We start from the raw sequence: 18,763 nt of genomic DNA on the forward strand, positions 1-18,763 counted from the left end.
ACCACCCCAGCCGCTCGGCCCGCCCCGGCGCCCCTCGCCGTCGACGCCCCGGCCCTGCCCGCCCTGGCCCTCGGCGACGACGCGCTGGTGCTCTCCCACCGCCTGGGGGAGTGGGCGGGACACGCCCCCGTCCTCGAGGAGGAGGTCGCCCTGGCGAACATCGCCCTCGACCTGCTCGGCCAGGCCCGGATCCTGCTCTCGACGGTCGGCGACGAGGACGAGCTGGCGTACCTCCGCGAGGAGCGCTCCTTCCGCAACCTCCAGCTGGTCGAACAGCAGAACGGCGACTTCGCGCACACCATCGCCCGCCAGCTCTACTTCTCCACCTATCAGACCTTGCTGTACGGGCAGTTGGCCGCCTCCGGGGGCGAGTTCGCCCCCTTGGCCGCGAAGGCCGTCAAGGAGGTCGCCTACCACCAGGACCACGCCGAGCAGTGGACCCTGCGGCTCGGCGACGGCACGGAGGAGAGCCACGGGCGGATGCAGCGCGGACTGGACGCGCTGTGGAGGTTCACCGGCGAGATGTTCCAGCCGGTGGCGGGCCTGGACGTCGACCGGCAGGCACTGCGGGACAAGTGGACCTCGTCGGTCACGGCGATCGTCGAGCGGGCCACCCTGACCGTCCCCGCGGGCCCGCAGAGCGGCGCGTGGGCGGCCGGGGCCGGGCGCCAGGGCCTGCACACCGAGCCGTTCGGCCGGATGCTCGCCGAGATGCAACACCTGCACCGCAGCCACCCGGGGGCGTCATGGTGACGACCGCGCCCACCGCGCTGGAGGCGGAGCTCCTGGCCCTCGCGGGCTCGGTGCCCGACCCCGAGCTGCCCGTGCTGACGCTGGCCGAGCTCGGTGTGGTGCGGGGGCTGCGGATCCTCGCCCCCGGCAAGGTCGACGTCGAACTGACCCCCACGTACACGGGCTGCCCGGCGATAGAGGCCATGAGCGCCGACATCGAGCAGGTGCTGCACGATCACGGCGTGGCCGAGGTCGAGGTGCGCACGGTCCTCTCCCCCGCCTGGTCGACGGACGACATCAGCGCCGAGGGCCGCCGCAAGCTGGCCGAGTTCGGCATCGCTCCCCCGCGCTCCCACCCGGCGGACGGGCCCGTGCCCCTGAGCCTGTCGATCCGCTGCCCGCACTGCAACTCCACCGACACCGAACTGCTCAGCCGCTTCTCCTCCACGGCCTGCAAGGCACTGCGCCGCTGCGCCTCCTGCCGTGAACCCTTCGACCACTTCAAGGAGTTGTGATGGCCCGCTTCCACCCGCTCCGGGTAGCGGCGGTCGACCGGCTCACCGACGACTCCGTGACGCTGACGTTCGACGTACCGCCTCCGTTGCGTGCGGAGTACCGCTTCACACCGGGCCAGCACCTCGCCGTCCGCCGCTTCGTCGACGGCACCGAGATCCGGCGTACGTACTCGATCTGCTCCCCGGCATCGCCTCCCGAAACCGCGGGAGAGCCCCGGGCGCTGCGCGTCGGTGTGCGCCTCGTCCAGGACGGCGCCTTCTCCACGTACGCCTTCAAGGAAGTCGCCGTCGGCGACGAACTGGAGGTGATGACGCCGGCCGGCCGCTTCACCCTGGACCCGGCCCCGGGCCGCTATGCGGCGATCGTCGGCGGCAGCGGCATCACCCCGGTGCTGTCCATCGTGACGACGCTCCTGGAGCGCGAGCCCAAGGCGGACTTCTGCCTCATCCGCAGCGACCGCTCCGCCGCCTCCACGATGTTCCTGGAGGAGGTCGCCGACCTCAAGGACCGGTGGCCCGACCGGTTCCAGCTGGTGACCGTGCTCTCCCGGGAGGAGCAGCAGGCCGGTCTCGACTCCGGCAGGCTCGACGAGGAGCGGCTCGCCCGGCTGCTGCCCGCGCTGCTGCCGGTGGCGGACATCGAGGGCTGGTTCCTGTGCGGCCCGTTCGGTCTCGTGCAGGGCGCCGGTCGGACCCTGCGCGCCCTCGAGGTGCCCCGACGCCGCGTCCACGAGGAGATCTTCCACGTGGACGACGGCCTTCCCGCCGCCCCCTCGGCCCCCGGATCCGCGCCGGTTCCCACGCACAGCACGGTGACGGCGACGCTGGACGGCCGCTCGGGCACCTGGCCCGTCCAGGAGGGCGAGACCCTGCTGGAGACGGTGCTGCGCAATCGCGCCGACGCGCCCTACGCCTGCAAGGGCGGGGTCTGTGGCACCTGCCGGGCCTTCTGCGTCTCGGGCGAGGTGCGGATGGACCGCAACTTCGCGCTGGAGCCGGAGGAGACCGAGGCCGGCTACGTACTGGCGTGCCAGTCCCGTCCGGCCACCGACACCGTGGAGCTGGACTTCGACCGCTGATCCCCGCCCGCCCACCCGCCGCCGCACTCGCCCTGCCTGTTCCCTTCCCATAGAACCTGTTCTATCTTGACGGCCCGTCAGATACGAACAGACGGAACAGATGGACCAGATAGACCAGATGGACCAGACGAAGCAGGCGGAAAAGGCGACGGATACGTCGGCCGGCCGGTGCGCGGGAGGACGGGCAGTGGACTTCACCTTCACCGAGGAACAGCAGGCCGTGGTCGAGACGGCCAAGGCGCTCTTCGCCGACGTCGCGCCGGACGGGGTGCCGAGCCCCGCCCTGACCCCCGGCGCCGTCGCCGAGGACTTCGACCGCGCCCTGTGGTCCCGGCTGGCCGACGCCGACCTGCTGGGCCTCCTCATCGACGCCGACCACGGCGGCGTGGGGCTGGACCCCATCGCCCTGTGCCTGGTCCTGCGCGAGTCCGCGAAGGTGCTCGCGAGGGTCCCGCTCCTGGAGAGCGGCACCGTCGCCTGGGCCGTACAGGCCTATGGCAGCGACGAGCTGAGGCAGCGGGTCCTGCCCGCGACGGCCCGCGGCGACCTGGCCCTGACCGTCGCCGCCAACGGCCGCACCGGACACGACCCCGCCGACCTGGCCGTCACCGCACAGCGCGACGGCGACAGCTGGATCCTGGACGGGCTCCAGACGGGCGTGCCCTGGGCGCAGAACGCCGACCTCGTCGCCGTTCCCGCGCACACCCCCGAAGGACGCACCGTCCTCGCCCTCGTCCCCCGGACCCACGAGGGCCTCTCCATCGCCGAGCAGTTCTCCACCAGCGGCGAGCGCCTCGGCGAACTCCGTCTGGAAGGCGTCCACATCGCCGCGTCCGACGTCATCGAGGCCGACGGCGTCTGGGACCGGCTGCGCGATCTGCTCGCCACCGGCACCTGCGCGCTCGCCCTGGGCCTCGGCGAGGGGGTCCTGCGCATGACGAGCGAATACACCAGCAAGCGCGAGCAGTTCGGCCATCCCGTCGCCACGTTCCAGGCCGTGGCCGTCCAGGCCGCCGACCGCTACATCGACCTGCGCTCGATGGAGGCCACCCTCTGGCAGGCCGCCTGGCGCATCAGCACCGGAGCGGAGGGCGCCCTGCCCGCGGCCGGAGACGTGGCGGTCGCCAAGATCTGGGCCTCGGAGGGCGTACGGAGGGTCGTGCAGACGGCCCAGCACCTGCACGGCGGCTTCGGTGCCGACACCGACTACCCCCTGCACCGCTACCACGCCTGGGCCAAGCAGCTGGAGCTCTCCCTCGGGCCGGCAGCGGCCCACGAGGAAGCACTGGGCGACCTCCTGGCCGCCCACGCACTCGGCTGATCCCCGCCCGGGCAGGCACTGCAAACACTGCGGGTCCTGCTGGTCCTGCGAGCAGGTGCCGTCAGATCACGGTGCCCGGCTGGTCCTTGGCGTCGACGACGGGCCGCCCGGCGGCCTGCCATGCCTCCATGCCACCCGCGACGTTCACCGCGTCGATGCCCTGCTGCCCCAGATACATGGTCACCTGGGCGGAGCGACCGCCGGACCGGCAGATGACGTTGACCCTGCCGTCCTGCGGCGCGGCCTCGGTCAACTCGCCGTACCGGGCGACGAATTCACTCATCGGGATGTGCAGCGCGCCCGCGGCGTGGCCGGCCTGCCATTCCTCGTCCTCCCGGACGTCCAGCAGAAAGTCACCGCTCGCGAGGTCGTCGACGCCGACCGTGGGCACCTGAGATCCGAAAACCATGCCCCTGACGCTACCCGAAGGTCCGCGCCGTCAGTCGCGCAGTCGCGCCAGCTCCGCCTCACGCTCGGAGACCTGCGCGAGCAGCTGCTCGGCGATCTCGTCGAGCAGCGCGTCCGGGTCGTCGGGGGCGAGCCGCAGCATCCCGCCGATCGCACCCTCCTCCAGCTCCTTGGCGAGGACCGAGAGGAGCTCCTTGCGCTGGGCGAGCCATTCGAGCCTGGCGTACAGCTCCTCGCTGCGGGTGAGCCGCAGCTCCTCGGGCACGGGCCCCGCGGCCCACTCCTCGGAGAGCTCCCGCAGCATCGCCTCGTCACCGCGCGCGTACGCGGCGTTCACCCGCGTGATGAACTCCTCGCGCCGCTGCCGCTCGCCCTCCTCCTGCGCCAGGTCCGGATGGGCCTTGCGGGCCAGCTCGCGGTAGAGCTTGCGGGCCCCCTCGCCGGGACGCACCCGCTGCGGCGGCCGCACCGACTGCTCGGTCAGCATCGACGCGGCCTCGGGGTAGAGACCCTCACCGTCCATCCAGCCGTGGAACAGCTCCTCGACGCCCGGCATCGGCATCACACGGGCCCGCGCCTCGTCGGCCTTGCGCAGGTCCTCGGGGTCGCCGGTGCGGGCCGCGGTGGCCTCGGCGATCTGCGCGTCCAGCTCGTCGAGACGGGCGTACATCGGGCCGAGCTTCTGGTGGTGCAGGCGGGAGAAGTTCTCCACCTCCACCCGGAAGGTCTCCAGCGCGATCTCATACTCGATCAACGCCTGCTCGGCCGCGCGCACCGCCTTCTCGAGCCGCTCCTCGGGACGGGCCTGCGCCTGCTCCCGCGAGCGCTCTTCGGACCGCTCCTTGAGCCGCGCCTTCAGCTGGTCCTTCAGCCGCCCTTCGGAGCCGGACTGCTGCGCCTCCTCGGGGGGAGTGTCAGGAGTCTCGGGCTGCGTCGGCTCGGCTTCCGGGGTCGTCACCCGTCCAGCCTAGGCCACGCCAGGCCCCGCCCTGGAAGCCCGCCTTTCCCGGGCCGCGTCCCGTTCGAGCCACCCCCGCACACCGCCCGTCCCAGGCATCCCGCACATTCCGCGTCCCTCGTACTCCCGCGCTCCCCGCACGTCTCTCACGTCACACTCCGGCCTCCGCCGCCACCCGCCCCTCCTTGACCGCCCGCACCAGCAGCGCGTGATCCGCCTCCGTGCGGCCCGCGTAGGCCGTCGCGAACCGCGCGATCGCCTCGTCGAGCTCGTCGTTCTTGCCGCAGTACCCCGCTATGCGGCGCGGGTCCGCACTGTGGGCGTGTGCGCGGGCCAGCAGGGCGCCGGTCATGCGGCCGTAGTCGTCGAGCTGGTCGGCGGCCAGTGCGGCCGGGTCCACGCTTCCCTTGCGGTTCCTGAACTGACGCACCTGGAAGGGCAGTCCGTCGACCGTCGTCCACCCGAGCAGGAAGTCGCTGACCACCTGCATCCGCTTCTGGCCGAGCACCACCCGGTGTCCTTCGTGCGGGACCTCCGGCGTCTTGAAGCCGGCCACCGGCAGATGGGGCAGCAGTACGGAGGGCCGTGCCTCCTTCACCTGGAGCACCAGCGGCTCGCCCCGGTGGTCGAGCAGCAGCACCACGTACGACCGCAGGCCGACACTGCCCGTGCCGACGACACGGAACGCCACGTCCTGGATCGCGTACCGCGCGAGCAGCGGCAGCCGGTCCTCGGTCAGCGTGCCCGGATACTCCCCCAACCCGGCCGCCACCGAGGCGGCCTCCGCGTCCGGCACGCGCCGCAGGACGGGCGGTGCGTCGACGAAGCGCCGTCCCTCGGCCCCGTCCGCGCCCCGAACCCGCTCCGTCGACTTCGCCGCGAACCGGGCGCTCGTGTTCTGCCGCGCCTTCTCGGAGACCCGCTCCAAGGTGCCGAGGAGGTCACGCGCGTCCGTGTGCGAGACCAACTCCTCGTCCGCGATGGCGTTCCACGCGTCGAGGGCGGGGAGCTTCGCAAGGAGTCGCATGGTGCGGCGATACGCGCCGACGGCGTCCAGCGCCGCCTCCTCGCAGGCGTCCTCGCTAGCGCCCGCTTCGCGCCCCGCGAGCACCAGGGACGCGGCCAGGCGCTTGAGGTCCCACTCCCAGGGACCGTGCACCGTCTCGTCGAAGTCGTTCAGGTCGATGACCAGGCCGCCCCGCGCATCCCCGTACAGCCCGAAGTTCGCCGCGTGCGCGTCCCCGCAGATCTGGGCCCCGATGCCGGAGAGCGGGGTGCGCGCGAGGTCGTACGCCATGAGTCCGGCGGAGCCCCGCAGGAAGGCGAAGGGAGAGGCGGTCATCCTGCCGACCCGGATCGGCGCGAGCTCGGGGAGCCGGCTGCGGTTGGTCTCCAGCACGGCGGCCACGGGATCGGGCCGCCCGCCGTCCACCGCGAACTCCGCGTGCGCGGCACGCGGCACCCGGCGCCGCAGCTCCTTGCCCTCCGCCTTGGGCGACCCCGGTGCGGGCCACTCGGCGAAGCCCGGCACCCTCGGCACCCGCTCGCCCCGCCCGGACCGCTTCCCCTGCCCCCGCAGCCTGCGCTGCCCAGGAATCTTTCCGTCGAGATCCACCATGTTTTCGCCCCCGCCGGCCATCGGCCCGTCCCCGAATCAGGCCTCGACGGTACCGCCGCCCTCCGCCCCTCGTCAGAGCCTGTGGATAACTCCGATGACGCACAGGTGACATACATCACCACCGGGTAGACGGGCGCTGTGGGCGAGAGCTGTGAGCGAGACCTCGAACAGCCTCTCCGGGTTGCCCGGCACACGCCGCGGGCGCACAAAAAGAAGCGGCCCCCTTCCGGACTTTCATCCGGAGGAGGACCGCTTCCTCATGGTGCGCGAGGGGGGAGTTGAACCCCCACGCCCTTTCGGGCACTGGAACCTGAATCCAGCGCGTCTGCCTATTCCGCCACCCGCGCATGGGTGCTGTCTTTGGGTCTCTCACTGTGTGGTGCGAGCGCCTGCCGACATCCAGAAGATTAGCACGCTGCAGCGGGTGGATTCACATCCGATTACGGGGGCACCTGCCCAGGAGATCCGGCTGACCCCGGTCGCTCCGCGTCGAGTCCCGGCACGGCCCCGACCGGCGCTCGGACCGGTTCCGTCCCGTTCGGCACCCCGGCCCGCACCCGGTCGCACACCCCGTCCACCGGCATCCGCCCCGACCCCGCCCCGACCGGGCTCACCGAGGTCCACAGCCAGGTGCGGGACACTGGCTTCGGGCCCCCTCTACGATCCCCCTGTAAGAGGAGGCTCGAGCAGGCGTCCCGAGCAACTGCCCGTACGGGGTGCCCGGGGCACGGATCAGGGCCCTCTCAGGGGTCCTGGGAGGATCCCTGGGCGCCGATGCGGGAATGCCTTGTGAGAGGCGACACTCGTCGACCGGGCGGACAGGGGGAACCAGCCGATTTCCCGGCGCGTGGATACGATCAGTAAGCAGTACCAGGATGACTACGACGGAGGAGGTGCCCCATGGGAGTCCTGAAGAAGTTCGAACAGCGCCTCGAAGGTCTGGTCAACGGCACCTTCGCCAAGGTGTTCAAGTCCGAGGTCCAGCCCGTCGAGATCGCCGGCGCACTCCAGCGTGAATGCGACAACAACGCGACGATCTGGAACCGCGAGCGGACCGTCGTACCCAATGACTTCATCGTGGAGCTCAGCGCCCCCGACTTCGATCGGCTGAGCCCGTACTCGGGCCAGCTGGGCGACGAGCTCTCCGGCATGGTGCGGGACTACGCGAAGCAGCAGCGCTACAGCTTCATGGGCCCCATCAAGGTGCACCTGGAGAAGGCCGAGGACCTCGACACCGGCCTGTACCGCGTGCGCAGCCGCACCCTGGCCTCCAGCAGCTCCCAGGCGCCCGAGCACGCTCCCGCGGGCCCCGGCGGCCCCGGTGGCGCCCCCGCGGCTCCCGGCCGCGGCGCAGGCGGCGGCAGCGGCTACCCGCAGCCGCCCTCCGGCGCTCCCGGAGGCGCACCTCCCATGCCCGCCGCGCCCCCGCCCGGCGCGGGTCGCCCCGGCGGGCAGTCCCCGGCTCCGAACAGGCCCGCGGGCCCCGGTGCCGGACCACTTCCGGGCGCCCAGGTGCGGCGCTGGATCGAGATCAACGGCACACGCCATCAGATCTCCCGCCCGACGCTGGTGCTGGGACGCAGCACCGACGCCGATGTGCGGATCGACGACCCCGGCGTATCCCGCCGGCACTGTGAGATCCGGACCGGAACGCCCTCGACGATCCAGGATCTCGGGTCTACCAACGGCATCGTGGTAGACGGGCAGCACACCACCCGCGCTACGCTCCGCGACGGCTCGCGGATCGTCGTGGGTCAAACCACCATCGTTTACCGGCAAGCCGAAGGGTGAAGCGGGGGCAATGTCAGAGCTGACCCTGACGGTCATGCGGCTAGGTTTTCTGGCCGTTCTGTGGCTGTTCGTGATCGTGGCCGTCCAGGTCATCCGCAGCGACCTGTTCGGAACGCGCGTCACACAGCGCGGTTCGCGCCGCGAGCGACCCCAACAGGCCGCCCGCCAGCAGCAGGCCGCCGCGCCTCCGCAGCAGCGACAGCAGCAGGGTGGCGGTGGCCGCCAGCGGCGTGGCTCCCCCACGAAGCTGGTGGTCTCCGAGGGCATCCTCGCCGGGACGACCGTCGCACTGCAGGGCCAGACCATCACGCTGGGCCGTGCGCACGATTCGACGATCGTGCTGGACGACGACTACGCCTCCAGCAGGCATGCCAGGATCTACCCGGACCGTGACGGCCAGTGGATCGTCGAGGATCTCGGGTCCACCAACGGCACGTATCTCGACCGGACCCGACTCACCACCCCGACGCCCATTCCGCTGGGCACGGCGATCCGCATCGGCAAGACCGTCATCGAGCTGCGGAAGTAGTACTACGTCATGGAAGAGCGCGAGCGGAGCGAGCGAGCCGAAGCGGCTGTCCGGGGACTGGACGCCGGCGCGCTCCCGACCGGAGGGTGGGCACCGTGCGGATGTACCCGGAGCCGACGGGCGAGGTGCGCATGAGTCTGTCTTTGCGCTTCGCCGCCGGATCGCACAAAGGCATGATCCGGGAGGGGAACGAGGACTCCGGTTACGCCGGCCCGCGTCTCCTCGCGATCGCCGACGGCATGGGGGGCCAGGCCGCGGGTGAGGTGGCGAGCTCCGAGGTCATCTCGACGCTCGTCACGCTCGACGACGACGTCCCCGGCTCGGACATCCTGACCTCGCTGGGCACCGCCGTGCAGCGGGCCAACGACCAGCTGCGCCTCATGGTCGAGGAGGACCCCCAGCTCGAGGGCATGGGGACGACCCTGACCGCCCTCCTGTGGACGGGCCAGCGCCTCGGTCTCGTGCACGTCGGCGACTCGCGCGCCTACCTCCTGCGGGACGGCGTCCTCACCCAGATCACCCAGGACCACACCTGGGTGCAGCGCCTGGTCGACGAGGGCCGCATCACCGAGGAAGAGGCCACCACCCACCCGCAGAGGTCCCTCCTCATGCGCGCGCTGGGCAGCGGCGACCACGTCGAGCCGGATCTGTCGATCCGCGAAGTGCGCGCCGGCGACCGGTACTTGATCTGCTCGGACGGGCTGTCCGGCGTCGTCTCCCACCAGACGATGGAAGAGGCCCTCGCCAGCTACCAGGGCCCCCAGGAGACCGTGCAGGAGCTGATCCAGCTCGCGCTGCGCGGCGGCGGCCCCGACAACATCACCGTGATCGTCGCCGACGTCCTGGACATCGACAGCGGCGACACCCTCGCGGGACAGCTGTCCGACACCCCCGTGGTGGTCGGCGCGGTCGCCGAGAACCAGCTCCAGGCGCAGGACGACGGCGCCATGCAGACCCCCGCGGGCCGCGCGTCCGGCCTCGGCCGTCCGGTGCCGCCACAGCCCTCCGGGGGTGGCTTCGGCCCGCCCGGCAGCGGCGACACCACGGGGTACGTCCCCGAGGGCGGCTTCGGCGCCTACGACGACGAGGACTTCGTCAAGCCCCGCAGCGGCGGCCGCAAGTGGCTCAAGAGATCGCTCTACACGGCGCTCGCGCTCGCCGTGATCGGCGGCGGCCTCTACGGCGGCTACCGCTGGACGCAGACCCAGTACTACGTGGGCACGAACGACAAGCACATCGCCCTCTACCGGGGCATCGACCAGGATCTGGCCTGGGTCAGTCTGTCGAAGGTCGAGAAGGACCACCCCGAGATCGAACTCAAGTACCTGCCGCCCTACCAGCGCAAGCAGGTCGAGGCCACCATCCCCGAGGACAACCTCGACGAGGCCACGGGCAAGATCACGGAGCTCGGCCTGCAGGCCTCCGCCTGCAAGAAGGACGCCGAGCGCCGCGAGGTCGAGCGCGAGAACAACGCCAAGACCGGCGAGGGCGAGGCCGGCGGCACGACCGGGCTGCGCACCGAGCCGAACCCGGACCCGAGTTCCTCGGCGACCGGCAAGAACGACAAGAACAACAAGAACGACAGCACCGACAAGAACAAGTCCGAGACCGCACCGACTCCCACACCCGGCCCCAGCCTCTCCGAGGATGAGCAGAAGCTGGTCCCGCTGTGCGGTAAGCAGTAAGCAGCCGTTGGGGGCCCTTGCACGCCATGAGCAGTAGTACTACACACACGTCGACGATCGGCGCGATCGGAGCGCCGAGCCGGCGCAACACCGAGCTCGCGCTGCTCGCGTTCGCGGTCGTCATCCCGCTGTTCGCCTACATCAACGTAGGCCTGGCGCTCGACGGCAAGCTGCCGTCCGGCATGCTCGGCTACGGCCTGGGCCTCGGACTTCTCGCCGCGGTCGGCCACATCGTGGTCCGCCGTTTCGCGGCCTACGCCGACCCGCTGCTGCTACCCCTCGCCACGCTGCTCAACGGCCTGGGCCTGGTGGTCATCTGGCGGCTCGACCAGTCGGAGAAGCTGCAGAGCCTGGCCAAGGCCCAGTTCGGTGCCTTCAGTGCCTCGGCGCCGAAGCAGCTCATGTACTCCGCGATCGGTATCGCGCTCTTCGTCGGCGTACTTCTGTTGCTCAAGGATCACCGCATCCTGCAGCGGTACACGTACATCTCGATGGTGGGCGCCCTCGTTCTGCTCCTTCTGCCGCTCGTGCCCGGCATCGGGCAGAACATCAACGGCGCCAAGATCTGGATCCACCTCGGCGGCTTCTCGATCCAGCCCGGCGAGTTCGCCAAGATCGTCATCGCGATCTTCTTCGCCGGGTACCTGATGGTGAAGCGCGACGCCCTCGCCCTGGCCAGCCGCCGTTTCATGGGGCTGTACCTCCCGCGCGGCCGTGACCTCGGGCCGATCATCGTCGTCTGGGCGATGTCGATCCTGATCCTCGTCTTCGAGACCGACCTCGGTACGTCGCTGCTGTTCTTCGGCATGTTCGTCGTGATGCTGTACGTCGCCACGGAGCGCACCAGCTGGATCGTCTTCGGTCTGCTGATGTCCGCGGTCGGCGCGGTCGGCGTGGCCACGTTCGAGCCGCACGTACAGAAGCGCGTCGACGCCTGGCTGAGCCCGTTCTCCGACGCGGTCATCGCCTCGACCGGCAGTGACCAGGTCGCCCAGTCCCTGATGGCGTTCGGCTCGGGCGGCGTGCTCGGCACCGGTCTCGGCCAGGGCAACTCCGACCTCATCGGCTTCGCGGCCAACTCCGACTTCATCCTCGCCACCTACGGCGAGGAACTGGGTCTGGCCGGGATCATGGCGGTCCTGCTGATCTACGGCCTGATCGTGGAGCGGGGTGTCCGCACGGCGCTCGCCGCCCGCGACCCGTTCGGCAAGCTCCTCGCGATCGGCCTCTCCGGCGCCTTCGCCATCCAGGTCTTCGTCGTCTCCGGCGGCGTCATGGGTCTCATCCCGCTGACGGGTATGACGATGCCGTTCCTCGCGAACGGCGGTTCCTCCGTCATCGCCAACTGGGCCCTGATCGGCATCCTGATCAGGATCAGCGACACCGCGCGCCGCCCGGCGCCGTCCCCCGCCCCGAACCCCGACGCCGAGATGACCCAGGTGGTCCGACCGTGAACAAGCCCCTGCGCCGGATCGCGATCTTCTGCGGGCTGCTCGTCTTCGCCCTGCTCGCCCGGGACAACTGGCTCCAGTACGTCCAGGCGGACTCCCTCGCCAAGCACGAAAAGAACCGCCGCGTCACCATCGAGCGCTACTCGCAGCCGCGCGGCGACATCATCGTCGACGGCAAACCCATCACCGGTTCGAAGGCGACCCCGGGCAGCGACCTGAAGTACAAGCGCACCTGGAAGGACGGGCCCATGTGGGCCCCCGTCACCGGTTACTCCTCGCAGCGCATCGGCGCCAACCAGCTGGAGAACCTCGACGACGGCATCCTCACCGGCAACGACGACCGGCTCTTCTTCCGCCGCACGCTCGACATGCTGACCGGCGAGAAGAAGGAGGGCGGCAATGTCGTCACGACCCTCAACTCCGCCGCGCAGAAGGCCGCGTACGACGGTCTGAAGGGCCGCGGCAAGGGCGCCGCCGCCGCGATCGACCCGTCCACGGGCGCGATCCTTGCGCTGGCCTCCACGCCGTCGTACGACCCGGGGGACTTCGCGGGCAACACCAACGACGAGGCCCAGAAGTTCCTCGACCTCGACAAGAGCAAGGACAAGCCGCTGGTCAACCGCGCGCTGCGCGAGACCTACCCGCCCGGCTCCACCTTCAAGGTGGTCACGGCGGCGGCTGCCCTGGAGCACGGCCTCTACGACGACATCGACGGCAAGACGGACTCCCCGCTGCCCTGGACGATGCCGAACACCACGCAGCCCCTCAAGAACGAGGGCAACATCCCCTGCAAGGACGCCACGCTGCGTGAGGCGCTGCGCTGGTCCTGCAACACCGTCTTCGGCAAGATCGGCTCCGATCTCGGCAAGGACAAGATGCTGGAGACGGCGAAGAAGTTCGGCTTCAACTCCGAGCAGTTCATCCCCGTCCGCTCCAACGCCTCCAACTTCCCCGAGGACATGGACAGGCCGCAGACCGCGCTGTCCTCCATCGGACAGTTCGAGACGGCCGCCACCCCCCTGCAGATGGCCATGGTCGCCTCCGCGATCGCCAACGACGGCAAGCTCATGGAGCCGTACATGGTCAGCGAGCTGCAGGCGCGCAACCTCGACGTCGTCGAGAAGCACTCGCCCAAGGAGATGAGCGAGCCGCTCTCGGAGGAGAACGCCCAGAAGCTCCAGGAAATGATGGAGACGGTCGTCGACAAGGGCACGGGAACCATGGCCAAGATTCCCGGCGTCACTGTCGGAGGAAAGACGGGTACGGCGCAGCACGGCGTGGCGAACAGCAAGAACCCCTACGCCTGGTTCATCTCGTACGCGAAGACGGACTCCGGTTCGCCGGTCGCCGTCGCCGTGGTCGTCGAGGACAGCGACGCCAGCCGCCAGGACATCTCCGGTGGCGGCCTCGCCGCGCCGATCGCCAAGGACGTCATGAAGGCAGTCATCGACAGCAAGAAGTGACCCCCATCACGGCCTCTCCACATCGGTGCACGTTGCGGTACCGGTCCGGTATCGGGTGACGGTCGCGGCCAGGTCACGCAAGTCGATCCGGGTACCGTATGCCCGGACAGCACACCGCCGGACCACACAACGGTGCGGTCGGGACCGACGGAGAGGGCTGGATTAGCTATGGAAGAGCCGCGTCGCCTCGGCGGCCGGTACGAGCTGGGCCAGGTGCTCGGCCGTGGTGGCATGGCCGAGGTGTACCTCGCGCACGACACCCGGCTCGGCCGCACGGTGGCGGTGAAGACGCTGCGGGTGGACCTCGCTCGTGACCCGTCCTTCCAGGCCCGGTTCCGCCGTGAGGCCCAGTCGGCCGCCTCGCTGAACCACCCGGCGATCGTCGCGGTCTACGACACCGGCGAGGACTACGTCGACGGGGTCTCCATCCCGTACATCGTGATGGAGTACGTCGACGGCTCCACACTGCGTGAGCTCCTGCACTCCGGCCGCAAGCTGCTGCCGGAGCGGGCCATGGAGATGACGATCGGCATCCTCCAGGCCCTGGAGTACTCGCACCGCAACGGCATCGTGCACCGCGACATCAAGCCGGCGAACGTCATGCTGACGCGCAACGGCCAGGTCAAGGTCATGGACTTCGGCATCGCCCGCGCCATGGGCGACTCCGGCATGACGATGACGCAGACCTCCGCGGTGATCGGCACGGCGCAGTACCTCTCCCCGGAGCAGGCCAAGGGCGAGCAGGTCGACGCCCGCTCGGACCTCTACTCCACGGGCTGCCTGCTCTACGAGCTCCTGACCGTCCGGCCGCCCTTCGTGGGCGACTCCCCGGTCGCGGTGGCCTACCAGCACGTACGTGAGGAGCCGCAGGCCCCGAGCGTCTTCGACGGAGAGATCACTCCGGAGATGGACGCCATCGTCCTGAAGGCCCTCACCAAGGACCCGGACTACCGCTACCAGTCGGCCGACGAGATGCGCGCCGACATCGAGGCCTGCCTCGACGGCCAGCCGGTCGCGGCCACCGCCGCGATGGGCGCGGTCGGCTACGGGACCGACGGCTACGGCGCCGACCAGCAGACGGCGATGCTGCGCCCGCAGAACGGCGGCGGCCAGACGTCCATGATGCCGCCGGTCAACCCGGACGACGGGGGTTACGGCTACGACGAGGGCCGTGGCCGCCGCCAGAAGAAGAACAACACCTCGACCTGGCTGCTCGTCCTCGCGGGCGTCCTGGTCCTGGTGGGGGCGATCCTCATCGGGAAGTGGGCGTTCACCGGGGACGGCGGCAGCGACGGATCCCTGAAGGCGCCGAAGCTGGTCGGCGAGACCGAGGCCGAGGCGAAGAAGTCGGCCGCGAACGTGGGCCTCAAGTTTGAGGTCGGCGACCGCAAGGCCTGCGCGAAGTTCCCGAAGGGCGAGATCTGCGACCAGGACCCGGGGGTGGACGCCGACGTGAAGAAGGGCGACACCATCTCGGTGACGGTGTCGACGGGCTCCCCGAAGATCACGGTTCCGGACGTGCAGGGCCTCAGCTACGAAGAGGCCAGGAAGCAGCTCAAGGGCAAGGGCTTCACCAGCATCGAGAAGGAGATGCAGGAGTCCGACCGGCCTCAGGGCAAGGTCATCGACCAGGACCCGGCGGGCGACAGCAAGATCGAGAAGAGCGAGACGATCACGCTCACCGTCGCCCAGGAGAAGAAGCTCACCTCCGTTCCCGATGTCACCGGCCTCGACTACGCGGCCGCCGAGAAGCAGCTCAAGGACAACGGCTTCTCGGCAGCCCGCCAGGACGTCGCCAGCGAGGACGTCGACGAGGGCAAGGTCATCAAGACCACGCCCGCGGCCGGCACCTCGGCCGAGCCCGGCTCCACGGTCAACGTCCAGGTGGCCAAGAAGGCCGAAGAGGCGACCGTCCCGCCGCTCGCGGGGCAGAAGCTGAAGGACGCCCGCAAGGCGATCGAGGACGCGGGCCTGACGGTCGGCACCATCACCGGTCCGCAGGACGACGACGCCCTCGTGGTCCTGCCCCAGCCCAACGCGGGGGAGAAGGTCGCGCCGGGCTCGGCGGTCAACCTGACCACCGCGGGCGGCGGAGGCGGCAACAACGGCGGTGGCGACAACGGCGGCGACAACGACGGCGGCAACCGCGATGAGCACGACTGGGGCGACTGGGGAGTCCTGAACTGACCGGTCCCTCCCACCCCGGCCATACGACGGAGCCCCGGTACCGCTGAGCGGTACCGGGGCTCCGACGTGTGCGGCGGCGGCCGGCGCTTCCTCGGCTCCGTCCGCGGCGGACGGCCCTACTCCAGCTCGGCCGGCGGCGTCCTCTTGTTGTCGACCTTCTCGATCCGCTCCAGCTCGCCCCACACCACGTACCGGTAGCGCGAGGTGTAGACCGGCGTGCAGGTCGTCAGCGTGATGTAGCGGCCCGGCTTCTTCACGCCCGACTCCTTGGGGACGGGGTCCAGGACCTTCACGTTGAACTTCGAGGTCTCGGGCAGCGTCGCGTACACCTTGTAGACGTACCACTTGTCCCGCGACTCGTAGACGATCGAGTCGCCCTTCTTGATCTTGTCGATCTTGTGGAACTTCGCGCCGTGCCCGTCGCGGTGCGCGGCCAGCGTGAAGTTCCCCTTCTTGTCCTGCGGAAGGGCCGACTTGACCGGGTCCTTGTAGTAGCCGGCGACGCCGTCGTTGAGGACCTTGCTGCTGGTGCCCGCCTTGACGAGCACCTCGCCGCCGCCCATCGCGGGGACGTGCAGGAAGCCGATGCCGTCCTTGGTGTCGATGGAGCCGGGGCCGCCCGCCCACCGGTCGCGCACGCGGTCACCCTGCTTGTGCGCCTCACGGTCCGCTATGACGTTCGTCCACCAGAGCGAGTAGACGACGAAGAGACCGAGCACGAGGCCCGCGGTGATGAGGAGTTCACCGAAGACGCTGACCGCGGTGACGATGGGGCCGCGACCCCGCCGTCGCGGTGCGGGAGCGGGTGCGGGCGCCTCGGCCCGCTTCTCGTCGTCGGTCGTGGCTGCCACTCGATGTGCCCCGTTCTCACCGTTCTAGTTCACGAGCGCGCTCGGCTTGCCCTTGCTGCGCGGCCGTTCCTCGACCATCTTGCCCCAGACGATCATTCGATACTTACTCGTGAATTCCGGGGTGCAGGTGGTCAGTGTGATGTACCGGCCGGGTTTGGTGAAGCCCGATCCGGGCGGTACGGCGCCGATCACACTGGTGTTGCCGGGCGAGGTCTGCGGCAGGATGCTCGCCATCTTGTAGACGAAGTACGTGTCCTGCGTCTCCACCACGATGGGGTCGCCCGGCTCCAGGCGATTGATGTAGCGGAACGGTTCGCCATGGGTGTTCCGGTGGCCCGCCACCGCGAAGTTGCCCTTCTTGGCATCCGGCATCGGGGTCTTGGTGCCGCCCTCGTTGTAGTGGCCGACCATCCCGCGGTCCAGGACCTTCTGCTTGTCGATGCCCTCGGCGACCGGGACGACGACGTCCAGGCGCGGGATGTGCAGCAGCGCGAAGCCCTGCCCTGGCTCGAAGGTCCCGGGCTTGCCCTTGCCCTTGGCCCAGCTCTCCTGCAGGTCATGGGCGGCGCCGTTCGCCTGCTGGTGGGCCCGGATGTTCGTCCACCACAGCTGGTACGTGACGAAGAGGAGCATCAGGACACCGACGGTGATGAAAACTTCGCCGAGCCCCCGGCTGATCACCGCGCCCGGCGACGGTCTGCGGGCACGCTCCGCGCGGCGGGCCTCCAGGCGGGAGAGGGGCGCACCGGAAGAGGGCGGCCCTGCGGGGCGGCTTCCGCCCTTCTTGGCGGCCCTGCGGCGCGCGGCCCGGCCCTCCGTGGGGCGCTCGTCGTCCGGCTCGGCCGTGCGGCGGTGCGTGTCCACCGTCCGCAGGCCCACCGTCTGGCCGTCGGATGCCTGGCCGTCGGGCGCCTGGCCGCCGGATGCCTGGCCGCCTGATATCTGCTCGGCTTCGGAGGCGTGTTCCGGGGCGTACGTGGGGGTGGGCTGCTGGGCGGTCTGCTCAGGGGCGTAGGCGCCGTAGAGCTGCTCGTACGTGGGCTCCGGCGTCTGAGCGGGCGGCTGCGGCTGTGGCTGTGGCTGCTGCGGCTGGTGAAACTCCCGCACCTGCGGTGCGTACGGCTGCGGCTCCTGCACCTGCTGCGACTGCCGCTGCTCCTGCTGCCCGTACCAGTCGCGCGCGTACCCCTCGGGGTCGTACCACTCCCGCGCCTGGGCCTCCTGGGGCTGCGCGGTCGGCTCCTGGGCGGCCTGGGCCTCGCCCTGCCCGCTGCGGAACCACGGCGACGGGTGCTGCCCCGGCAGCGGATCCGTCAGCGGGTCGTCCAGGTGATCGACCGCCGCCTCGAACGCATCGGCGCCCCCGTACGCGTCGTTCGCGTCATGCGGGGCTCCGGACGAGTCGCGCTCGGGGCGCAGGGCGGTCACGCCGTGGCCCTGCCCACCACCGGGGCCAAGCCGCTCGATCGGGCCACGGCTCCGGTGTCGCCGCACTCCACCAGCCAGTTGGCGAGCATCAGGTGGCCGTGCTCGGTGAGCACCGACTCGGGGTGGAACTGCACACCCTCGACCAGCAGTTCGCGGTGGCGCAGCCCCATGATGATGCCGTCCTCCGTGCGTGCGGTGACTTCCAGCTCCGCCGGGACGGTGGTGGGCTCGGCGGCCAGCGAGTGGTAGCGGGTGGCGGTGAACGGCGACGGCAGGCCCGCGAAGACGCCCTTGCCGTCGTGCCGGACGGAGGAGGTCTTGCCGTGCAGCAGCTCCGGGGCGCGGTCCACCACGCCGCCGTACGCCACGGCCATGGACTGCATGCCGAGGCAGACGCCGAAGACGGGCACGCCGGTGGCGGCACAGTGCCGGACCATCTCGACGCAGACGCCCGCCTGTTCCGGGGTGCCGGGACCCGGCGAGAGCAGCACGCCGTCGAAGCCGTCCTGCGCGTGGCGGAGCTCGACCTCGTCGTTGCGCAGGACCTCGCACTCGGCACCCAGCTGGTACAGGTACTGGACGAGGTTGAAGACGAAGCTGTCGTAGTTGTCCACGACGAGGATGCGGCTGCGGCCGCTCGCGGTACTCACTGGCCGTCCACCGTCACGTCGTTGAAGGGCAGCAGCGGCTCCGCCCACGGGAAGACGTACTGGAACAGCACATAGACCACCGCGAAGACGAGCAGCA

Annotated in this window: 16 protein-coding genes and 1 tRNA gene; 10 read left to right on the plus strand and 7 right to left on the minus strand. The window is 70.4% G+C overall.

Features of this window, described 5'->3' with window-relative positions; all coding sequences use genetic code 11:
• Positions 1 to 54: 54 nt before the first annotated feature.
• The 4 genes from paaC (at position 55) to ACZ592_RS10565 (ending at position 3,647) form a co-directional block, all read left to right on the plus strand.
• A complete protein-coding gene (gene paaC / locus ACZ592_RS10550; RefSeq protein WP_471581412.1) occupies positions 55 to 753 on the plus strand; it encodes a 1,2-phenylacetyl-CoA epoxidase subunit PaaC in 699 nt (232 codons plus the stop codon).
• Positions 747 to 1,247: a 1,2-phenylacetyl-CoA epoxidase subunit PaaD gene (gene paaD / locus ACZ592_RS10555; RefSeq protein WP_471581131.1), complete on the plus strand. Its 501-nt coding sequence runs from the start codon at positions 747 to 749 to the stop codon at positions 1,245 to 1,247. The genes paaC and paaD overlap by 7 nt, the downstream gene beginning before the upstream one ends.
• Positions 1,247 to 2,326 carry a 2Fe-2S iron-sulfur cluster-binding protein gene (locus ACZ592_RS10560; RefSeq protein ID WP_471581132.1) on the plus strand — a complete coding sequence of 360 codons (1,080 nt, stop codon included), beginning with the start codon at positions 1,247 to 1,249 and terminating at the stop codon, positions 2,324 to 2,326. The genes paaD and ACZ592_RS10560 overlap by 1 nt, the downstream gene beginning before the upstream one ends.
• 187 nt (positions 2,327 to 2,513) lie before the next feature.
• Positions 2,514 to 3,647: an acyl-CoA dehydrogenase family protein gene (locus ACZ592_RS10565; RefSeq protein ID WP_471581133.1), complete on the plus strand. Its 1,134-nt coding sequence runs from the start codon at positions 2,514 to 2,516 to the stop codon at positions 3,645 to 3,647.
• 61 nt (positions 3,648 to 3,708) lie between these two features.
• On the opposite strand, the gene ACZ592_RS10570 is transcribed toward ACZ592_RS10565, so the two are convergent.
• The 4 genes from ACZ592_RS10570 to ACZ592_RS10585 form a co-directional block, all read right to left on the minus strand.
• Positions 3,709 to 4,056: a rhodanese-like domain-containing protein gene (locus ACZ592_RS10570; RefSeq protein ID WP_471581134.1), complete on the minus strand. Its 348-nt coding sequence runs from the start codon at positions 4,054 to 4,056 to the stop codon at positions 3,709 to 3,711.
• Between the two features lie 30 nt (positions 4,057 to 4,086).
• Positions 4,087 to 4,914, minus strand: a complete 828-nt coding sequence (locus ACZ592_RS10575; protein ID WP_471581413.1) for a hypothetical protein — start codon at positions 4,912 to 4,914, stop codon at positions 4,087 to 4,089.
• 250 nt (positions 4,915 to 5,164) lie between these two features.
• Complete coding sequence (locus tag ACZ592_RS10580) at positions 5,165 to 6,631, minus strand: DUF2252 domain-containing protein (protein ID WP_471581135.1); 1,467 nt, start codon at positions 6,629 to 6,631, stop codon at positions 5,165 to 5,167.
• Between the two features lie 260 nt (positions 6,632 to 6,891).
• A tRNA-Leu gene (locus ACZ592_RS10585) sits at positions 6,892 to 6,978 on the minus strand.
• A 553-nt stretch (positions 6,979 to 7,531) separates the two neighbouring features.
• Here ACZ592_RS10585 and ACZ592_RS10590 point away from each other — a divergent pair.
• The 6 genes from ACZ592_RS10590 (at position 7,532) to pknB (ending at position 15,737) form a co-directional block, all read left to right on the plus strand.
• Entirely contained in the window at positions 7,532 to 8,422 is an 891-nt protein-coding gene (locus ACZ592_RS10590; RefSeq protein WP_471581136.1) for an FhaA domain-containing protein, read from the plus strand.
• A gap of 10 nt (positions 8,423 to 8,432) precedes the next feature.
• The gene (locus tag ACZ592_RS10595; protein ID WP_471581137.1) at positions 8,433 to 8,951 is read left to right on the plus strand and encodes an FHA domain-containing protein FhaB/FipA; all 519 of its coding nucleotides are present in this window, start codon (positions 8,433 to 8,435) and stop codon (positions 8,949 to 8,951) included.
• A 131-nt stretch (positions 8,952 to 9,082) separates the two neighbouring features.
• On the plus strand, positions 9,083 to 10,636 hold the full coding sequence (locus ACZ592_RS10600) for a Stp1/IreP family PP2C-type Ser/Thr phosphatase (RefSeq protein ID WP_471581138.1): 1,554 nt from the start codon (positions 9,083 to 9,085) through the stop codon (positions 10,634 to 10,636).
• A 26-nt stretch (positions 10,637 to 10,662) separates the two neighbouring features.
• Positions 10,663 to 12,090 carry an FtsW/RodA/SpoVE family cell cycle protein gene (locus tag ACZ592_RS10605; RefSeq protein WP_471581139.1) on the plus strand — a complete coding sequence of 476 codons (1,428 nt, stop codon included), beginning with the start codon at positions 10,663 to 10,665 and terminating at the stop codon, positions 12,088 to 12,090.
• The gene (locus tag ACZ592_RS10610) at positions 12,087 to 13,550 is read left to right on the plus strand and encodes a peptidoglycan D,D-transpeptidase FtsI family protein (protein WP_471581140.1); all 1,464 of its coding nucleotides are present in this window, start codon (positions 12,087 to 12,089) and stop codon (positions 13,548 to 13,550) included. The genes ACZ592_RS10605 and ACZ592_RS10610 overlap by 4 nt, the downstream gene beginning before the upstream one ends.
• 168 nt (positions 13,551 to 13,718) lie before the next feature.
• Complete coding sequence (gene pknB, locus ACZ592_RS10615) at positions 13,719 to 15,737, plus strand: Stk1 family PASTA domain-containing Ser/Thr kinase (RefSeq protein WP_471581141.1); 2,019 nt, start codon at positions 13,719 to 13,721, stop codon at positions 15,735 to 15,737.
• Positions 15,738 to 15,853: 116 nt separating this feature from the next.
• On the opposite strand, the gene ACZ592_RS10620 is transcribed toward pknB, so the two are convergent.
• Genes ACZ592_RS10620 through ACZ592_RS10630 form a run of 3 tightly spaced genes read right to left on the minus strand, consistent with a single transcriptional unit; the run spans position 15,854 to position 18,666 of the window.
• Positions 15,854 to 16,588, minus strand: coding sequence for a class E sortase (locus ACZ592_RS10620; RefSeq protein ID WP_471581142.1), 735 nt, complete (start codon positions 16,586 to 16,588; stop codon positions 15,854 to 15,856).
• A 24-nt stretch (positions 16,589 to 16,612) separates the two neighbouring features.
• Positions 16,613 to 18,016: a class E sortase gene (locus ACZ592_RS10625; protein WP_471581143.1), complete on the minus strand. Its 1,404-nt coding sequence runs from the start codon at positions 18,014 to 18,016 to the stop codon at positions 16,613 to 16,615.
• Positions 18,013 to 18,666 carry an aminodeoxychorismate/anthranilate synthase component II gene (locus ACZ592_RS10630; RefSeq protein ID WP_471581144.1) on the minus strand — a complete coding sequence of 218 codons (654 nt, stop codon included), beginning with the start codon at positions 18,664 to 18,666 and terminating at the stop codon, positions 18,013 to 18,015. Before ACZ592_RS10630 ends, ACZ592_RS10625 begins: the two co-directional genes overlap by 4 nt.
• Positions 18,667 to 18,763: the final 97 nt, after the last annotated feature.

This window comes from Streptomyces sp. NPDC040622 (assembly GCF_055593965.1).